Here is a 16,595-nt window from a genome sequence, read left to right on the forward strand (position 1 = left end):
GCAAAACCGATTGCGAGACCAACGATTCACAGGTCACAGATTATAGGCCTTGACCGTCAGCGAAGAAGCGAACGGAGCATCCGTATCGAGGTCGAATTCGGTGACGCTGCCGTTCGCAGGGCGCTCGGAAAGGTCGTATCCGTCGTCAGATCTGGCAAACCGGCGCACTAGGCTCAGCAATGTGTTGCCATGAGATATCTGCAGCACATGGTCGCCATCGCGTAAATTCCTGTTGGCTGCGATCAGTGCATAGCCGCCAGCGATGCGTACCCAATATTCGTCATCGGACTCAGCATCGTGGAAGGGGTCGGCCTCCTTGAGGAAGTCACGCGTGGCCTTAAGTCCGTAGCGCTCAACGATGGCATTGTAGGTATTGACTCCGTGGGGCGCACCGGCGGCCCACCAGGCCTCCCCCATATCACGGCCTTCGTAATAGCCGTAGAACTGCTCGCGAAAGTGCATGTCGCTGATGAGCTGCGGACGGCTGTGCCCGGCCTGCTCGTTGACATCGAGGACGCGCTCGGCGGTCTGCTGCGCACGGGTGGTGTCGGAGCAATAGGCTGCGGCGAAATCGATATTCTTGAGTTTTTGGGCAGCCTTGTCGGCATCCTTGAGACCGTCTTCAGTCAGCGGAGAGTTCGACCAGCCCTGAAGTCGGTTGTAACGGTTGAAATAAGTCTGCCCGTGGCGGACCAAGTGCAAATGCAAAATCATGCCTCCATTATGACACCGATTGCGCGATGAGCACAGCTACTTGGTCTTCTCAATCAAAACTCCTACAGATAGTGCCGGTATATGGCACTACTTGTCGGAATTTGGTCTCAACGTCGGCAAGTCCGACAAAAAGTGTCGGATTACGGCATAATTTGTCGTCTTCCATCTCTACCGCGGTACATAGTGCCGTAAAAAGTCACTAATTGTAGGTGTTTTGATGGCATGCAGTAAATAGTGACATTTCTTGGCACATCTTGTCGGTGTTTACGCGAAACCCGACGGATAATGCCATCATTCGGCACTTTATGTAGCAGTTATAGGCGGATGTCATAATGTAAGTATGAAACGTTTTCTCACACGCTGGTTCGTCCTCACCATAGCGGCCGGAGTCATGGTGGCACTCATGCCAGGTATGCACGCAGTAGGCAGACCGCCGATTCTTGGCATCGCTGCGTTCGCCTTGTTCATGGCACTCATCAATGCTTCAATCAAGCCATTCCTTCACATCGTTTCATTGCCCCTCTCCATTCTGACGTTCGGCTTCTTCGCCCTCATCGTCAACTGGCTGTGCATGGCGGTGGCTTCGTGGCTCGCCGTCGCCATCTTCGGCGTAGGCGTGGTGATCAGCGGCTTCTGGGTCTCCGTTCTTGGCTCGTTCATCATGATGGTCGTCAGCTGGATTGTCGAGGCTGTCCTCGGCTTGTAAGGTTCATGTGGCACCACAATTGTGCCGCAATGTCTGAGAAAGTCACAACCCAATAACAGTCGTGTACCTCATTGACGAATATAACTTTTAAAACTTCAGTAATGGTCCCGTGCGGAAAGAATGCACAACCCAGCATCAGATACTGTATAGATCAATCTATTGAAGGCATTTATACGTCGCGACCAAGCTCCTTTGAATTCCCGTTTCAAGGGCTCCGGTTTTCCAAGACCCTCATATGGGTGACGTGCCGCATCCTTGATAAGATTGTTGATGCGTTTCAACGTCTTCCTATCCTGCCTCTGCCAGTAGAGATAGTCATTCCAAGCATCTTCATTCCATTCAAAAGCCATGTTATTCCCCTGCATCAACCAAGGGGTGCGGAACGGCATTCCCACCGGCGGCCTGATGCAGACCTCGAGAAATCTTGCCGCGTAAATACGGATTCTGGTAAATACGCAACGTTTCCATCAGTGAGTCATAATCGTTGACGCTCATCACGACAACGTTGTCATCAGGGTTCTTGTTAGTCACAAGCACGGTATCCGCATCATCGTTGACCTTACGCATATAAGATTTAAGGTCTTTGCGAAAATTGCTGTATGCCACTGCGGTCACCATAACTGTCTCCATTCATTCTGTACATAATATTGTACTACTATTCTTCGGTGAATAGCAAAGACCCTCGCGGCGCTTGACGCGTCTGGCGAGGGTCTTGCTGTATGTCCCTAAGAATTTAGGTGGATTCAGAAATCAGCGAGCATAGAACTCGACGACGTACTGAATGTTGACCTCGACCGGAATCTCGGAGGTCTCCGGCTTACGGGTCAAAGTGGCCTTGAGCGACGGCAGATTCACATCCAAATAGCCAGGAACGGCGGGCAACACATCGCGGTGCACGCCTTCAGCGGCGATCTGGAAGGGAACCATGGTCTGGCTCTTGGGCTTGACCTGGATGGTCTGGCCGGGCTTGACGCGGAAGGACGGGCGATCGACGATGTTGCCGTCGACCATGATGTGACGATGGACCACGAACTGACGGGCCTGAGCGGTGGTGCGGGCGAAGCCGGCACGCAGTACGAGGTTGTCGAGACGAGACTCCAAATCGGCAAGCATGGCGTCGCCGGTCTGGCCCTTGGTGTGGGTGCCCTTCTCATAAGCGGCACGAAGCTGCTTCTCGGAGAGACCATACTGGGCGCGAAGACGCTGCTTCTCGCGAAGACGAACCGCGTAATCTGACTCGGTGCGGCGACGGGTACGGCCGTGCTCACCTGGAGCATAAGGACGCTTCTCGAAGATGCGCTGAGCCTTGGGTGTCAGTGCGATGCCGAGGGCGCGAGAAAGACGCACCTGACGGCGGGAACGCTGAACGTTAGTCATATTGTATTCCTTTGTATTCTGTCGTTATCTGAACGGAACGCGGCAGCACTACCACTACCACGCTGAGCCGGGCCTCTCCAGTGCTTCACTCACGCCAAGCGCGAACGCCTCAGTTGCCTATATTGCGCTTAAGCACATACCCAACCGAGTCGCCGACCCACTGATGGGCTAAGACTCCAGATAATGCCTGCCATTATGACAGGCACAATTGGTTATTTTACACTCTGCCCACGGACGTATAGCGCATCCTTCAACTAGGTCATGATTGAGAATCTGTCGAGCTTTGCCCACGGACGTATGGAGCACCCTTGCCGACGTTCAAAATCGGCAACGGTGTCAGGCTCTAGAATCGATCAGTAAACACAGACCAAGCCCGGCCGCAATCAATCTTCGACCCGTAGACCCCGGCCACATGTGGTAGACAGGCCGACCAAACCGTGCATCATCAATCGTCAAAGTGCATACTCCGGCCGCACGTGGCGGACAGGGCGACCACTCCAACGACAAGCAGCACCGCCAATACAGCAACCGTGACTGAAAACGGCACCATGCCCTTCACGTTATGTACATCGTAGAAACGCAGTGCGAAGCCGGTGCGTGCCTGAGCCTTCTGCATCAGCAGATTCACCACAAAGAGCCCCAGACCAAGTCCCAGACCCAAAAACCTGCCTAGCAACGCCATGGCGATGAGCATCAGCGCAATGCCGATGAGTGCGTCCAAACAAATCACTCCCACCTGCGAGCGCAATCCCTGCTTCGCAACCATTTTGCCGAGCCACGCAAAACCGCCGACCGGCAATGCCATGGCCAGTCCAACCGCCACGCCGATATAGAGCGAAAGCCTGCGGCTGGCGAACCGTTCCCAGTCGGGCAAGGCGGGCATAAGCAGAACGACAGCAACGGCAACGGCAATCACCAGTGTGACCTCGGCAAGCGGCACCACAAGACCCAGTTCACGCGTTCCCGGCTTGCACCCCACGAATGTGACACCTGCTGGAAGTTTGGGCAAGGGTTTGCCACGACTTGCAGGGTCGGGAATGCAGACCTGATCGCCGTAGATGAGCCAGCGCTGTGGGTCTCCCTTGCCGAGTGCCACCGCTAGTAACGCTAATGCCAGTCCGACAAGACAGACCGTGAGCGCCCACACACCGTGCCGGCCTTGCAGCCACACTTGGCAGTCCGCAAGCCAATTCGGAAGCCCCGATACCTTGCTATGCCTATGCTTCGCCATACTCACACCGCTAATACTTGGCGATGGGGTCGGCAAGTACATCCCGAGGAGTCAACGTGCATGACTGAATCTGCGAGGCGTGACGTTTGTAGAATTCGCGCAGCTCCTGATCGCTGGCATTGTCAAGCACCTCAAACACCTTGCCCTTGCTTGCGTAAGTCCCCACGGTTGTTGGGTTATATTTACCCGAATCCTCATATTCCGCCAATTCCACCATGACTATCGGCAACTTGTCTGCCAGATACGCGTTGATCCGTTCAGGCGTGTTCAACGGTTCGAGGCTATCGGAATCCTCGGTGTCAGCCGAATCCGTGGAAGAGCCTAACGCCGATGAAGTGGCTCCCACCATGGCAGATGCATACATCTTGGCGAATTCGGAAAGCGGCATGTACTGCGAACCATTCATCGAGTCGACCTGCACCACCTGACCGCCGAACCTGCTGACCTTGGCATACCCACTGTTGCTCAGGTTCCAACGTGTGGAGCTGTTCAACGGGGTGAACGCATCCCCAATCAGCAGCACGTAGCCTGCCTTCGCGTTACCGACTGCCCTGGCGTTGGCTCCGGCTTTCACAGTAGGAAGCATACTTGGATTGCGCTTATTGCCGGCAACGCTGGAGAACCCATCCGCAGGGAGCCACTTGGCGAATGACCGCGCATAGTTCCTATACCGATCGGCATGCACTGCATCGGTGGGATGCGAACAAACAGTAATTCCAGATTTGCCAACGCTGCTGCAGGTGGGCACGAACGGATCGGCGCGATGCCACACGTTCGGACCAACACCAGCCACCACCGAACCGAGCAATACCGGCACTAGAACCAACACCGACAACGAGGTTACTTTCGCTTTGATGATATCCCTGTCCGCCCGCCACAGCATGACGTACAGTACACACACGGCAAGACAGGCAACAATCACCACAAGCCGGAACGTCACCTGCCATGCCAATGCTGCGCCCTGCATCCTGAGCCCTGGCTCATCGCCGGAGACACTCGGCAATACCGGAAACAGCAAAGCCAAAGGACTACCAAACTCAGCAGGTTCGACACCGCCGTCCCAAGGCTTCTGCTGCAATGCGAAGATGCCGACCCAATCAATGGCCACTGCCGCGAGTCCTGCAAGCGGGATGGACCAACGCGTGCCGAGCACAACTCCAAGCGCATAACCGAACGCAGCCATGCTGGCGATGAACAGCGAGCCGGACGCATAGACGGCCCAGGGGATGTCGCCAACCTTGCCGATGCCACGAGTCAGCAACAGCTCAGGCAACAGACTCAACAGATACGTCAGAACACAGACCATGATCAGTTTTGCCATCGCCACACCATGCCTGCGCCATGGACTTCCAGCGCCCCAGGGCGGGTTGACCAGCGAAGAGGCACCGGCGACCCGGGAGCTCAGCCACGCACCGAACACACACGCCGCAATGTCAGGCACAATATGTGCGAACGAAGCGTCCACCATGAGACTGGCGGGGCCTGGAACATTGCTGAAACTTGAAAGCCCCAGCGAAAGAGGCCATGCCGCCACAGCCACCACCACGACCAAAACGCTGAGCGGAGTGAGCGGCCATAACCCTCTACGAACCAAACCGACATATGGAGGGCCACCTGTCTCGCCGTGTCCGCAACTCGTACTGGCAGAACGTGCCTTGAGGCGTACTCCTTTTACCCTCTGATTGCCGTTGTGCCTGCCATGTCTGGCTGTGAAGACGAACGGGAGTGAATCGTTCTGCACCATGGGTGCAGCGTCAGCAACACCACCGCATAGGCTGACCGACAATGAGCCCTTCAACGACAAGCCCGTCATCATAGCCGAACCTGCATTGCTTTCCGAGCCAAGCAATGTCATCATCGTCCCTCCTCTGCGTCATCAGCCGTTCCGCCGACCTTGGCGGATTGCAGGGATTCGGCGGGCATCTTCCCAGCGTCTCCATCGCTGCCGCTTCCCCGTCCGTCAAGCAAACGCCTGTATCCCGATTCCCAAACCGTGGTCATCTTGTCGTCGCCGTCGCCCAACGCAGCCAATTCGTCCATGTTTCCCTCCATGAGCACACGCCCATGGTCGATCACCAACACCTGGTCGGCCATGGCGGCAAGATCCTCCACAAGATGGGTGCTGACAATCACCGTGCGCCCTTTGGCATATCCGTCGAGGAACCGGCGTATCTCGATGCGCTGGATGGGGTCGAGACCAACCGTGGGCTCATCGAGAATGAGGATGTCGGGTCTGGTCGCCACGGCGCAGGCGATGCCGGCCCGCTGCCGCATGCCTCCCGAAAGACTTTTGACCCGCTGATCCACGACGTCCGCGAGCCCCACCGAGTCGATGGCCCAGCGGGCGGCGGCATCGGCCTGACGTAAGCTCAGCCCCCGCGTCCAGGCGGCGTAACGCACGTTGTGCAACAGGGAGGAACTATTCATCAGCTGGAAATGCTGCGGCAGGTAGCCGATATGGGTGCGGGCCTCACGCCGGGAACGCCAGTCCTTGGTGCGTGCACCGGATATGCGGACCGATCCGCGCTGAGGCAGGGCCAGCGTGGCAATCAGGTTCATCAATGTGGTCTTGCCTGCGCCGTTGGGCCCAAGCAGGCCGTAGAGACCCGTTGCGAAATTCAGACTCAGATTGCTGTATATGCTGTGGCTTCCATAGCCATAACCAACATGCTTGAGTTCGATGATATCACCATAATCCGCGTCAACATCCATGTCGTCCCCAATCCGCGTGCCTGTGAAAGAAAGATCACGCAAATGTGATTTGTTATACATTCTGTCTATCTAGACTAATCCCCCCCCCTCGAATTACCGCGTAAAACTCAAGCGATAATAACGAAAAACAAAAATGAGAACCGACTTACGAAACAGACAGAAACGCTTACAATGTCGCTCAGCGCGAAATACGCGCCTGTTATGAAGAGAACAAGAAAGAAGTATTCACCTAATGGTTGCGAAGAAACAGCATCTGCTGCTGATCGTAGGAACCGCATGGATGCTCGACGCCCTGGACGTTGCCCTGGTGTCGTTCATCATGCCGATGATCAAGACGGAATGGAGCCTGACCAGCACACAGCAGGGATTGGCCAGCGCCATCACCTCCGTGGGCATGGTGTTCGGCGGCTCCCTGTGCGGACGGCTCGCCGACAAATACGGCCGTAAAAACATGATGATGACCACGCTCCTCATCTTTTCGCTGGGCAATCTCGCCCTGGTCTTCGTGCCGAACCTCGCGTGGTTCATGATCGTCCGGTTCATCACCGGCGTGGGGCTGGGAGGCGAGCTTCCCATCGCCGCCACAATGCTGGCCGACAACTACACCGGCACCAAGCGCTCGCAGATGCTGGTGCTCGGCGACAGCTTCTGGGCCTATGGCTGGATTGTGGCCTCGCTCATCGCCTACTTGGTGCTTCCCGCCTTCGGATGGCGGCCGGCAGCAGCGATTGCCGGCGTCTTCGCACTGTACGTTTTGGTGCTCCGCCGCAAGTTGCCAAAAGAGCAGATCAAGCCGACCGAGCACAGGGCGACGTTCCACGAGGTCTTTTCAAGCAAATACCGCAACCGGTTCATCGCTCTGACGGCGATGTGGTTCTTCATCATGCTCACCTACTACGGCATCTTCATGTGGCTGCCGAGCGTGCTGACCATGCGCGGCTTCTCTTTCGTGAACTCACTGGGGTACACCCTCGGCATGGCCGTGGCGCAGCTACCCGGCTACTATCTGGCCGCATACCTTATGAAGCATGTGAGCCGCAAGAAGATGCTGTTCTGCTACATCCTCGGCACCATCGCCGCCGCGTTCGTCTTTGCCGTGGCCACGAGCCCGGTGGTGATCATCATCGCCGGAGCCTTCCTCTCGTTCTTCGACCTGGGCAGCTGGGGCATCCTCATCGCCCTGACGCCGATTCAGTTCCCCAAGTCCATCCGCGCCACGGCCATGGGTTCCGCGCAGGCCGTGGGCAGGGTCGGCAGCACCGTCGGGCCGTTCCTGGTGGGCTGGTTCCTTGACTTGAAGCTTGGCATTCCCGTCATCTTCGGCATTTTCATCGCCCTGCTCATTGTGGCGGAGGTCGTGCTGGCGGCAGGAGTCAAGGACGAGGAAGTCGTGGACGAGCCTGAGGCTGGTGTCGCAGCTGCTGACGCGACCGGGGCTACTGCCTGAGACACCAATTCGCTGCAACCCCTTCTGCTACTTTTTGCGACATTCTATGTCGCAAAAAGTAGCAGAAGCCTGATTATCGTTGCCCGACACACGTAATACACCAGTGTCGGGCAACTGTATGTTGCAATTACCACCGTTATTCCTATGCTTAACTTTCATGGCATCCTTATTGATCAACAGATGAAAGGCAAACCTCATGAAACTTCAATTCCAGACTATCTCCGCTCAATTGCGCGGGTTCCTCGCGGAGGACCTTGGCACCGGCGATCTGACCGCACCGTTAACCGTCGGCCACCGTGTGAGTGGTTCGTTCCTGGTCAAGGCGGACGGTGTGATTTCCGGAATCGACATTCCGCAGTACTGCTACCGGCTGCTGAGCGATGACTACAATTCAGGGCTCGGCACCGCCGACAACCGCCACGATACGGTAAATTCGAACGATTTCAGAAATGCCAGCGATACAGCGGCGGCAGACAGTGTGAACAACAGCACATGCAGTATGATGACAGACGATGCCACCGACAATCGAATCCATTACAGACCGCTTGCACATGACGGCGACCAAGTCACCGCGGGCAGTGTGGTAGCTCAAGTCAGCGGCGATGCAGCAACGATTCTGGCAGCCGAACGCGTGGCGCTGAATCTGATGCAACGCATGAGCGGCATCGCCACAGCGACGAGCCAGGCCGTCGCAGCCCTTGACGACCCGAACATCACCATTCTCGATACGCGCAAGACCGCTCCCGGGCTACGGCTTTTCGACAAATACGCCGTACGTTGCGGCGGAGGCTCGAACCACCGCATGGGCCTTTACGACCTGGCAATGCTCAAAGACAATCATCTGGCCATCGCCGGATCGAACCTCAAGGACGCAGTCTCGCTGCTGCGGCGCACCAATGGGCCTACAAAACTCATAGAAGTTGAAGTTGAGAATGAGAACGAGCTGCGCGCGGCCATCGACGCGGAGGCCGACATCATCATGTTCGACAACCAGAGCGTGGAAACCGCTCGCCGGTGGCGCGCCATGGTTCCCAGCCGCATCAGAACCGAGGTCTCAGGCGGTATGACGCTAGAGAAGCTGCCGGCCTACCACGGCTCGGGCGTCGACTTCATTTCGCTGGGCTACCTGACCAACAGCGTGCGCAATATCGACATCAGCTTCAACCTCGATGCGTGATAGCATGGTGATGTGAGCCACAGCAACGAAGATGAAAACGGGAGCGCCATCGAAGCGCCCGACGAAACAGGCAGCCAAGCCAAAAAGGAAACGATGTAATCGGTAAAGATTAAGTATGCCGGTGACTTGCTTTGGCTCCCGTTCCCGTTTTCCGATGTATGGATAGGCCATATAACGCTCGCTGCCATTGTGGACGTTCTATTGGCTCTGGTGTTCGGCATAGTTGCAATTTTCTGGAAAGAAGCACGGACGAGCGCCGCTAGTGTCAGTATCGCCACTGTGAGCGTCATCCTACTGACCGCACAGTGGACGCGCTCATCTTCCGCAAATTCTCACTTAGGCAGAAAACCGATAACCCGGTTAGCCCGCTAATGACCGCGTTCGTTATTGTGGCTGATTTGCTCAGCATCTTCTTGTCCACATGGCCGATCAAATCCATTATCGCATGCTTGACCTATATGACAGTACTGGCTGTAGGCAATATCATTGTAGAACTATGCAGCACAAAGCCTCCTGCAGATTATCCTTCCCGCGCCGAAGTCAAACGTCGCATGGAGGAATCTGAAAGGGAAAGCAACTGACTGTCTCACAGCTCCAGTTCAAGCTTGGTCATCACGCTGTCATAGCTTCTCAATGGGTGCCACGCGCAGCATGAGGCGCTTGACGCCGTCCGAGCCGAAGTCGACCGTGATGATGGAGTTGCGGCCCTTGTCCTGCGTGTCAAGCACCGTGCCCAGACCGTACTGGTCATGGGTGATCTTGTCGCCGACAGCGAAGTCCGCAATCGAAAGGTTGTTGTCTTTCTTAAGGCTCGATGCCGGCACGGAGCGAGACTTGGACTTGGGAGCCACGTGACGGGTCGACACCCTGCCGCCACGGGTACCGGAACCCGAACCATAGGACGAACCGCTACGGGAACCATACGATGAGCCGGAACCATGGCCTGAGTGCGAGCCATACGAGGAATGCGAACGGGAGCCGTAGGAACCGCCCGAACCCGACCTCGAGCCATAACCCGAGCCGCTGCCATACAAGGAATGGGAATGCGAACCGGAGTCTGACGCCGAAGAGCCGGAACCATACCCGCCGCCGAATGTGGAACCGTGACCGTAGCCATGGCCGGAGCCGGAACGGGAGCCATAGGACGAACCATAGGAGGATGAACCGCTCCCGCCGTAGGCCGACCCTGAACCACCGAATGTGGAGCCGGCGCCAAAGTCATCATCGTCATCCCAGCCGCCGAACTCGTCGTCTTCGTCGGAACCCGAACCACCGGTCCAACCCGAACGCATCCGCTCCACACCGGCCTCACGCCGCTTCCACTCGATGAGCTCGTCTGGAATCTCATCAAGGAACTGGCTCGGCAGCATCTCGGCCGCCTGCCCCCATTGGGCACGAACGGCGGCACGGGTGACATAGAGGCGCTGCTTGGCGCGAGTAATGCCCACGTAGGCCAAGCGCCGCTCCTCGGAGAGCTCCTGCTCGTCCTCCAGCGAACGCGAGTGCGGGAACGTGCCCTGCTCCATGCCGGTGAGAAACACGATTGGGTATTCCAAGCCCTTGGCGGTGTGCAGCGTCATGAGCGTGACTTTGCCCGAATCCTCGCCTTCGCTGGGCAGCTGGTCGGAGTCGGCCACGAGCGCCGTAGTCTCCAAAAAGGCGGCGAGCGTGGCATCAGGTGTCTTCTGCTCGAACTCGGCGGCCACGGACTGTAGCTGCGAGAGGTTCTCCACACGCGACTGGTCCTGCGGGTCGTTCGAACGCTGCAGCTCCTCCAGAAGGCCCGACTTTCCGAGCACCTCAGCCACGATCTCAGAGGGTTTGGAATCGTTTTCGACTGCGAATTTCTGCAGCCCCTGCATCAGTTCGCGGAACCTGGAGAGCATGGTGCGCGTGCGGGTCGGCAGGTCTGGAATGTCCTCAAGATGCTCGACACCGTCCCAGAACGGCACGTTGTGTTCCTCGGCATACTGGGCGACGATGGCCTCGGCTCGCGCCCCGAGCCCTCGCTTGGGCACATTCATGATGCGACGCATGTTCACGCTGTCGGCGGGGTTCACGATGGCCTGCAGATAGGCGATGCCGTCCTTGACCTCGCGCCGTTCGTAGAACTTCGTGCCGCCAACCAGCTGGTAGGGCAGCCCGGCGTTGATGAGACCCTCCTCAAGCGCACGGCTCTGCGCGTTGGCACGGTACATGATGGCCATATCGGAGTAGTTGAATCCCTCCTCGCTCTTGAGGTTCGCTATCTCGTTGGCGATCCAGCCGGCCTCCTGCTGGGCGTTGTCGGCGGCATAGCCGACGATCGGCTCGCCCTTGCCTAGGGCCGTCCAGAGCTTCTTGGGCTTACGGCCGGAGTTCTTGGCGATGACGGCGTTGGCGGCATCGAGGATGGTCTGCGTGGAGCGGTAGTTCTGCTCGAGCATGATGGTCTTGGCACCCGGGAAGTCCTTTTCGAAATCCTGGATGTTGCTGATGTCCGCGCCACGGAAGGCATAGATGGACTGGTCGGAGTCTCCCACGACGGTGACCCATGCCGGGCCCTGACGACCTGCGAAACGAGCTGTTGGTTCACGCTGCACGCCGGCGTCGACCCCTGCGAGCTCGCGGATGAGCACGTATTGCGCGTGGTTGGTGTCCTGGTACTCGTCCACAAGAATGTAGCGGAACTTCTTGTGGTAGTAGTCGGCCACCTGCGGGCAAGTGCGCAGGAGCTCCACGGTGCGCACGATCAGGTCGTCGAAGTCCACGGCATTCGCGGCAGCAAGGCGGTACTCGTACTCGGCGAAGACCACTGCATAGAGCTCCTCCGTGTTGTCATACCTGCCGAGCTGATAGCCACGCTGGCCCGGCTTGTAGTCGGGCGCATACTGTTTCAGGAGGCTCTGCCAGCTCGTCAGGCTGTTCTTGTAGTCGGAGATCTTGGACAGTATCGACTTGGGCGTGTAGCGTTTGAGGTCGATGTTCAGGTCGGTGCCGATGAGCTTGATGAGGCGCTGGGAATCGGCGGTGTCATAGATGGAGAAGCCGGACTTCAGACCGATCTCCTTGCCGTCGCGACGCAAAATGCGCACGCAGGCTGAGTGGAACGTGGAGATCCACATACGCCCTGCCACCGGTCCGATGAGGCTGCCAAGGCGCTCGCGCATCTCGGCGGCGGCCTTGTTGGTGAAGGTGATGGCAAGCACCTGGCTCGGCCACGCGCCGAACTGGCTCAGGATCCAAGCCACACGTCGGGTGAGCACACGTGTCTTGCCACTGCCTGCGCCGGCGCCGATGAGGAGGGCCGGCACCTGGGACTGCACGGCCTCGGCCTGCTGCGGGTTGAGACCGTGCAGCAGTTCGTCGGCGCTGCGGGCGATCATCTCCGGTTCCTGGTGAGGCTGGGATTGGAAAGACGGTTGACGAGACGATGCAGGCGAAGACTCAGGCTGCTGCCGGCGCGTGAATTGCCTTGTTGAGCTCTGCAGCCTTTGTGCCGATTGCCCGTCTACATCTTGCGACATGGACGAAAGCTGACGTTCATACTCCTGCTGTTCGGCAAGCGTTGGCCCTCCATCATACTCGGGCGCCGGTTCCTGACCGTACTCCTCTGGTTCCGGTTCCATCTGCCAACCCGTCGCCTGCTCCACGCCTATCCCCTTATCTGTTTTGGCTTCCATTCAGAAAGACCATCTGCGAGCGCTTAGAGTTATCAAACCTACTTAAAGCCAACCCGCCACGAATTTGCTGCGTAAGTCAGTCTACCCTCATCATTGCCGAGCCGCTATATGCCTGAGCTTCTATTAATATTATGTGGTACAATATTGTAAAGAATATACTTGTGTCAGCTTTGAAACACGGCATAGCACCTGAAGATACCTTATACGTCGTCAACCACGCACTACGCATATTGCCGATGGAAGACGATCCGCCCAAGACTCTCTATTTGGGTCTCACAAACAATGGCACACCTTTGGAAGTCATCGTTGTTCAGACGAGTCGAGGGCCCACCGTCATCCACTCAATGAAAATGCGAACAAAATACATTACATACCTGGAAGGCAGATCATGACAAACGATTACAAGATTCTCAACTATGAGGATTTCGACACACGCGAGGCAAGGAAACTCAAGGCCGATGTCGCCGAAGCAGAGCGCGGATACACAGACAAACAGTTGGATGCGGCAAGCAAACGTGCCGCAGGCAGACCGCTTTCCGTAGGGTCAACGCCAGCAACGACCATCATCAAAGTGCGACTTGATGACTCACGCGAGGCAAAACTCGACGATTACGCGAAACGAAATCACTTAAGCCGTAGCGCCGCAGTGCGTCACCTACTCGACAAAGCACTCATTGATGCGTGAACATGTAATCTGCGCTATGCACCTCGGTTCATTAGACGCTCCTCGACGAAAGCCATCGCGCTTTTGGCCTGAGGACTCTTCGGAGCGAGGACGTCGAACCAGTGGAACGCACCATCGATAACCTTGAGGCTAACCGGTACACCCGCCGCACGCAGACGATTCACGTAGTCTACGGTCTCATCGTGGAACGGATCGATGCTGCCGACGAACGTGGCGGTGGGCGGAAGACAGGACAAGTCCGCGGCACGCGCGGGAGCGGCGTATGCCGACACGCCTCCGGTGCCATAGAGCGGACCAAGATAGTGCCGCCAGGCAATCCGGTTTGACCGCTCGTTCCACACCGGTGCGTCATTGCCTCGCATGGAGGCACTCGTCATGCGGTCGTCGAGCATCGGGTAGAGCGGCATCTGGAAGGCAATGGGAATCTCCCCCACGTCCCGTGCCAACAATGTCAGCGCCGCTGTAAGTCCGCCACCGGCGCTGTCACCGACAACCATAATCCGGTTGGTGTCGACACCATACGATTCCGCACGCTCGGCCAGACACTGCAGCGCCAGATAGCAGTCCGCGAGCGCCGCTGGATATGGGGTCTCGACAGACAAGCAGTAGTCCGGCGCGAACACCACGGCACCGGTGGCGCCGACGATGGTGCGGATGAGACCTATCTCCAGTTCCGGGCAGCCCAGCTCGAACCCGCCGCCATGCAGGAAGAGGATGCCAGGCACACTGGGATTATCTGCATTCGAAAATCTGTTCGAATGCCGCTTTGCCATCTCGTTGAATACCTTCGGTGCATATACGGCGATGCGCAGCAGACTCCCATCAGGCCTGCGCAACCAGTGCTGCTCATAGTGCAGATTCTTGGGAGCGTGCCCTTTGAGCAGCGTCATCAGAGCATTCGCCGCCTTGACCGCCCCATCGCCTACGTACGGCATCACCGTACGAATCACCTTGCCGACCGTCCGTAGTTCGGGGGCGATCATTTCGTCGGTCACACGCATGGACAATTCCACTTTCCACTTTTCCTGTTTGACAACGAAAACTGCCACACGATTGGATTCCATCAATTATATGGCGGTTCCTCATATCACGACAATATAAAACAATCCAATTCTCCTTGCAAAATTGTAATGTAGAGATTACAATTAGCTTATGGTACTACACATCAAACGGACAAACATATACATTGACTGGATTCATCACTTACGGGACCAACGAGCTGTTCATCGCCTTGATCTTCAATGGCAACGCGTAGCATTTACCGGACAACTCGTTGGCGATATCAAGCCCGTAGGAGAAGGCGTGTATGAAATGAGATTTCATTTCGGACCTGGATATCGTACATACTTTGCTAAATCAGGTTCAAGCATCGTCCTACTCCTCATTGGAGGGACAAGAAATCCCAGCAGCGCGACATCGCAAACGCTAAGGCTATAAAGAAAGGGCTACATCTATGATTACCATCGAAGACTTTCGGCCAGAAGACGACCTGCGCACAGAAGCTGACATCGTCGACTACCTCAATCTCGCCCTCGAGGAAGCGGCGACTTTTGATGATCCACGCGAGGGATCAGCATTCTTCGCACAGACCGTCGGAACTGCAGCAAAGGCGCGCAAGAAAATCTCAAGCATCGCCGCCGACACCAACCGCACTCGTGAGGGTATGTACAAATCCTTAAGCAAGAAGGGCGACCCGGCGTTCAGCACCATTCTCAGCGCCATTCACGCGCTGGGCGGGGAGCTCTCAGTAACACTCCCCACAGCAGCAACTAAGTAACATTTGTCGTCACTCAGCCACTGCCATGACGGTGGTGGTGTGCTTACGTCTGTAATCGAACATCATCGCAGATACAAACACGCCATTGCCAGGATCGCAACCAACTAAGTCACTCTTTTCAAAAATCTCTATATCACCACAGACTCATATCGCTCAGTACGTGCGCTGTGGGTCCGGGCCGGAGCGATAGCCAGTGTCCAGAGCGTCGATGGCGGCGATCTCGGAGTCGGAGAGCTCGAAGTCGAAGATGTCGAAGTTCTCGGCGATGCGCGCGGGATGGATGGACTTCGGGATGGCGGAGCGGCTCTCCTGCATGTGCCAGCGCAGCATGACCTGCGCGGCGGTCTTGCCGTGTGCTTTGCCGATCTCGATGAGTGTCAGATCCTTCAGCGTGCTGTGGCCGCGCTCGTCCCAGCCCGGGTAGAAGGTGATGCCGCCGATGGGCGACCACGCTTGCGTCAGGATTCCGGCTGCCTTGTTCGCCGCCACCACATCCGGCTCCTGGAAGTAGGGATGCAGCTCGATCTGGTTGATGGCAGGCGCCACGTCGGTGGCATCCATGAGGTTCTTCAGCTGGTCGGGCTGGAAGTTGCTCACACCGATGGCGCGCACCTTGCCGTCCTTGAGCAGTTTCTCCAGGTCCTTGTAGGCCTCGATGGTCTTGTCGAACTTGCCGGGGTTGGGCTGGTGCAGGATGAGCAGGTCGATGACGTCCACGCCGAGCTTCCTGAGGGCGGTTTCGCCAGCGCGGTATGTGGTGCCGGTGCCGTAGCTGCTCACCCAGATCTTCGTCTCGACGAACACGTCGGATCGGTCGACCGGGGATTCCTGGATGGCCTGCCCCACCTGCTCCTCGTTATGGTAGGCCGCTGCCGTGTCGATGTGGCGATAGCCGGTTTCGAGCGCGGCCTTCACGGCGGCGGTCGTGTCCTTGGGCGCGGACTGGAAGACACCGAAGCCGAGCGCCGGCATGGTGACACCGTTGTTCAGCGTGCGAATTGGTACTTGAGGCATAAGACTCCTTTTGGTTACGCGATGCCGCAAGGCAACCGACCGCTGTCGAAAAGCAACATACCGGCCAACCTTGCATCACCTATAATCGGATAT

Annotated in this window: 16 protein-coding genes; 6 read left to right on the top strand and 10 right to left on the bottom strand. The window is 57.2% G+C overall.

Features of this window, described 5'->3' with window-relative positions; all coding sequences use genetic code 11:
* Nucleotides 1-33 precede the first annotated feature (33 nt).
* Nucleotides 34-714 carry a histidine phosphatase family protein gene (locus ACSYSS_RS04375; RefSeq protein ID WP_491702867.1) on the bottom strand — a complete coding sequence of 227 codons (681 nt, stop codon included), beginning with the start codon at nucleotides 712-714 and terminating at the stop codon, nucleotides 34-36.
* A gap of 340 nt (nucleotides 715-1,054) precedes the next feature.
* On the opposite strand from ACSYSS_RS04375, the gene ACSYSS_RS04380 reads away from it, so the two are divergent.
* Nucleotides 1,055-1,420: a phage holin family protein gene (locus tag ACSYSS_RS04380; protein ID WP_491702868.1), complete on the top strand. Its 366-nt coding sequence runs from the start codon at nucleotides 1,055-1,057 to the stop codon at nucleotides 1,418-1,420.
* A 95-nt stretch (nucleotides 1,421-1,515) separates the two neighbouring features.
* Here ACSYSS_RS04380 and ACSYSS_RS04385 read toward each other — a convergent pair whose 3' ends face one another.
* From ACSYSS_RS04385 to ACSYSS_RS04410, 6 genes are all read right to left on the bottom strand, one after another.
* A complete protein-coding gene (locus ACSYSS_RS04385) occupies nucleotides 1,516-1,809 on the bottom strand; it encodes a Txe/YoeB family addiction module toxin (protein WP_491704220.1) in 294 nt (97 codons plus the stop codon).
* The gene (locus tag ACSYSS_RS04390; protein ID WP_491702869.1) at nucleotides 1,772-2,038 is read right to left on the bottom strand and encodes a type II toxin-antitoxin system Phd/YefM family antitoxin; all 267 of its coding nucleotides are present in this window, start codon (nucleotides 2,036-2,038) and stop codon (nucleotides 1,772-1,774) included. Before ACSYSS_RS04390 ends, ACSYSS_RS04385 begins: the two co-directional genes overlap by 38 nt.
* Before the next feature lie 132 nt (nucleotides 2,039-2,170).
* Complete coding sequence (gene rpsD, locus ACSYSS_RS04395) at nucleotides 2,171-2,797, bottom strand: 30S ribosomal protein S4 (RefSeq protein WP_491702870.1); 627 nt, start codon at nucleotides 2,795-2,797, stop codon at nucleotides 2,171-2,173.
* 445 nt (nucleotides 2,798-3,242) lie between these two features.
* Complete coding sequence (locus tag ACSYSS_RS04400; protein WP_491702871.1) at nucleotides 3,243-4,028, bottom strand: hypothetical protein; 786 nt, start codon at nucleotides 4,026-4,028, stop codon at nucleotides 3,243-3,245.
* Nucleotides 4,029-4,038: 10 nt separating this feature from the next.
* Nucleotides 4,039-5,886 carry a hypothetical protein gene (locus ACSYSS_RS04405; protein WP_491702872.1) on the bottom strand — a complete coding sequence of 616 codons (1,848 nt, stop codon included), beginning with the start codon at nucleotides 5,884-5,886 and terminating at the stop codon, nucleotides 4,039-4,041.
* Nucleotides 5,883-6,740: an ABC transporter ATP-binding protein gene (locus tag ACSYSS_RS04410; RefSeq protein ID WP_491704221.1), complete on the bottom strand. Its 858-nt coding sequence runs from the start codon at nucleotides 6,738-6,740 to the stop codon at nucleotides 5,883-5,885. Before ACSYSS_RS04410 ends, ACSYSS_RS04405 begins: the two co-directional genes overlap by 4 nt.
* A gap of 232 nt (nucleotides 6,741-6,972) precedes the next feature.
* Here ACSYSS_RS04410 and ACSYSS_RS04415 point away from each other — a divergent pair, with 232 nt between their 5' ends.
* Complete coding sequence (locus ACSYSS_RS04415; protein WP_491702873.1) at nucleotides 6,973-8,187, top strand: MFS transporter; 1,215 nt, start codon at nucleotides 6,973-6,975, stop codon at nucleotides 8,185-8,187.
* A gap of 196 nt (nucleotides 8,188-8,383) precedes the next feature.
* Nucleotides 8,384-9,364 carry a carboxylating nicotinate-nucleotide diphosphorylase gene (nadC, locus tag ACSYSS_RS04420; protein ID WP_491702874.1) on the top strand — a complete coding sequence of 327 codons (981 nt, stop codon included), beginning with the start codon at nucleotides 8,384-8,386 and terminating at the stop codon, nucleotides 9,362-9,364.
* A gap of 620 nt (nucleotides 9,365-9,984) precedes the next feature.
* Here the strand turns inward: nadC and ACSYSS_RS04425 are convergent.
* Nucleotides 9,985-12,729 (bottom strand): ATP-dependent helicase, encoded by a 2,745-nt coding sequence (locus tag ACSYSS_RS04425; protein WP_491704222.1) that lies wholly within the window; start codon nucleotides 12,727-12,729, stop codon nucleotides 9,985-9,987.
* Nucleotides 12,730-13,414: 685 nt separating this feature from the next.
* Between ACSYSS_RS04425 and ACSYSS_RS04430 the strand changes: the two genes are divergently transcribed.
* Nucleotides 13,415-13,711: a hypothetical protein gene (locus ACSYSS_RS04430; protein ID WP_491702875.1), complete on the top strand. Its 297-nt coding sequence runs from the start codon at nucleotides 13,415-13,417 to the stop codon at nucleotides 13,709-13,711.
* Between the two features lie 14 nt (nucleotides 13,712-13,725).
* On the opposite strand, the gene ACSYSS_RS04435 is transcribed toward ACSYSS_RS04430, so the two are convergent.
* Nucleotides 13,726-14,760 carry an alpha/beta hydrolase gene (locus ACSYSS_RS04435; protein WP_491702876.1) on the bottom strand — a complete coding sequence of 345 codons (1,035 nt, stop codon included), beginning with the start codon at nucleotides 14,758-14,760 and terminating at the stop codon, nucleotides 13,726-13,728.
* A gap of 103 nt (nucleotides 14,761-14,863) precedes the next feature.
* On the opposite strand from ACSYSS_RS04435, the gene ACSYSS_RS04440 reads away from it, so the two are divergent.
* A complete protein-coding gene (locus ACSYSS_RS04440) occupies nucleotides 14,864-15,148 on the top strand; it encodes a type II toxin-antitoxin system RelE/ParE family toxin (protein ID WP_491702877.1) in 285 nt (94 codons plus the stop codon).
* A gap of 16 nt (nucleotides 15,149-15,164) precedes the next feature.
* Nucleotides 15,165-15,488, top strand: coding sequence for an addiction module antidote protein (locus ACSYSS_RS04445; protein ID WP_491702878.1), 324 nt, complete (start codon nucleotides 15,165-15,167; stop codon nucleotides 15,486-15,488).
* Nucleotides 15,489-15,641: 153 nt separating this feature from the next.
* Here the strand turns inward: ACSYSS_RS04445 and ACSYSS_RS04450 are convergent, their stop codons facing one another.
* On the bottom strand, nucleotides 15,642-16,502 hold the full coding sequence (locus tag ACSYSS_RS04450) for an aldo/keto reductase (RefSeq protein ID WP_491702879.1): 861 nt from the start codon (nucleotides 16,500-16,502) through the stop codon (nucleotides 15,642-15,644).
* Between the last annotated feature and the right edge of the window lie 93 nt (nucleotides 16,503-16,595).

The organism is Bifidobacterium sp. ESL1118, from assembly GCF_058505595.1.

Coding starts and splice junctions, on each gene's coding strand:
- ACSYSS_RS04450 (WP_491702879.1), bottom strand. CDS start 16,502: ATGCCTCAAGTACCAATTCGCACGCTGAACAACGGTGTCACCATGCCG.
- ACSYSS_RS04425 (WP_491704222.1), bottom strand. CDS start 12,729: ATGATCGCCCGCAGCGCCGACGAACTGCTGCACGGTCTCAACCCGCAG.
- ACSYSS_RS04445 (WP_491702878.1), top strand. CDS start 15,165: ATGATTACCATCGAAGACTTTCGGCCAGAAGACGACCTGCGCACAGAA.
- ACSYSS_RS04410 (WP_491704221.1), bottom strand. CDS start 6,740: ATGGATGTTGACGCGGATTATGGTGATATCATCGAACTCAAGCATGTT.
- nadC (WP_491702874.1), top strand. CDS start 8,384: ATGAAACTTCAATTCCAGACTATCTCCGCTCAATTGCGCGGGTTCCTC.
- ACSYSS_RS04415 (WP_491702873.1), top strand. CDS start 6,973: ATGGTTGCGAAGAAACAGCATCTGCTGCTGATCGTAGGAACCGCATGG.
- ACSYSS_RS04405 (WP_491702872.1), bottom strand. CDS start 5,886: ATGATGACATTGCTTGGCTCGGAAAGCAATGCAGGTTCGGCTATGATG.
- ACSYSS_RS04380 (WP_491702868.1), top strand. CDS start 1,055: ATGAAACGTTTTCTCACACGCTGGTTCGTCCTCACCATAGCGGCCGGA.
- ACSYSS_RS04400 (WP_491702871.1), bottom strand. CDS start 4,028: ATGGCGAAGCATAGGCATAGCAAGGTATCGGGGCTTCCGAATTGGCTT.
- ACSYSS_RS04385 (WP_491704220.1), bottom strand. CDS start 1,809: ATGCCGTTCCGCACCCCTTGGTTGATGCAGGGGAATAACATGGCTTTT.
- ACSYSS_RS04375 (WP_491702867.1), bottom strand. CDS start 714: ATGATTTTGCATTTGCACTTGGTCCGCCACGGGCAGACTTATTTCAAC.
- rpsD (WP_491702870.1), bottom strand. CDS start 2,797: ATGACTAACGTTCAGCGTTCCCGCCGTCAGGTGCGTCTTTCTCGCGCC.
- ACSYSS_RS04390 (WP_491702869.1), bottom strand. CDS start 2,038: ATGGTGACCGCAGTGGCATACAGCAATTTTCGCAAAGACCTTAAATCT.
- ACSYSS_RS04440 (WP_491702877.1), top strand. CDS start 14,864: ATGGTACTACACATCAAACGGACAAACATATACATTGACTGGATTCAT.
- ACSYSS_RS04430 (WP_491702875.1), top strand. CDS start 13,415: ATGACAAACGATTACAAGATTCTCAACTATGAGGATTTCGACACACGC.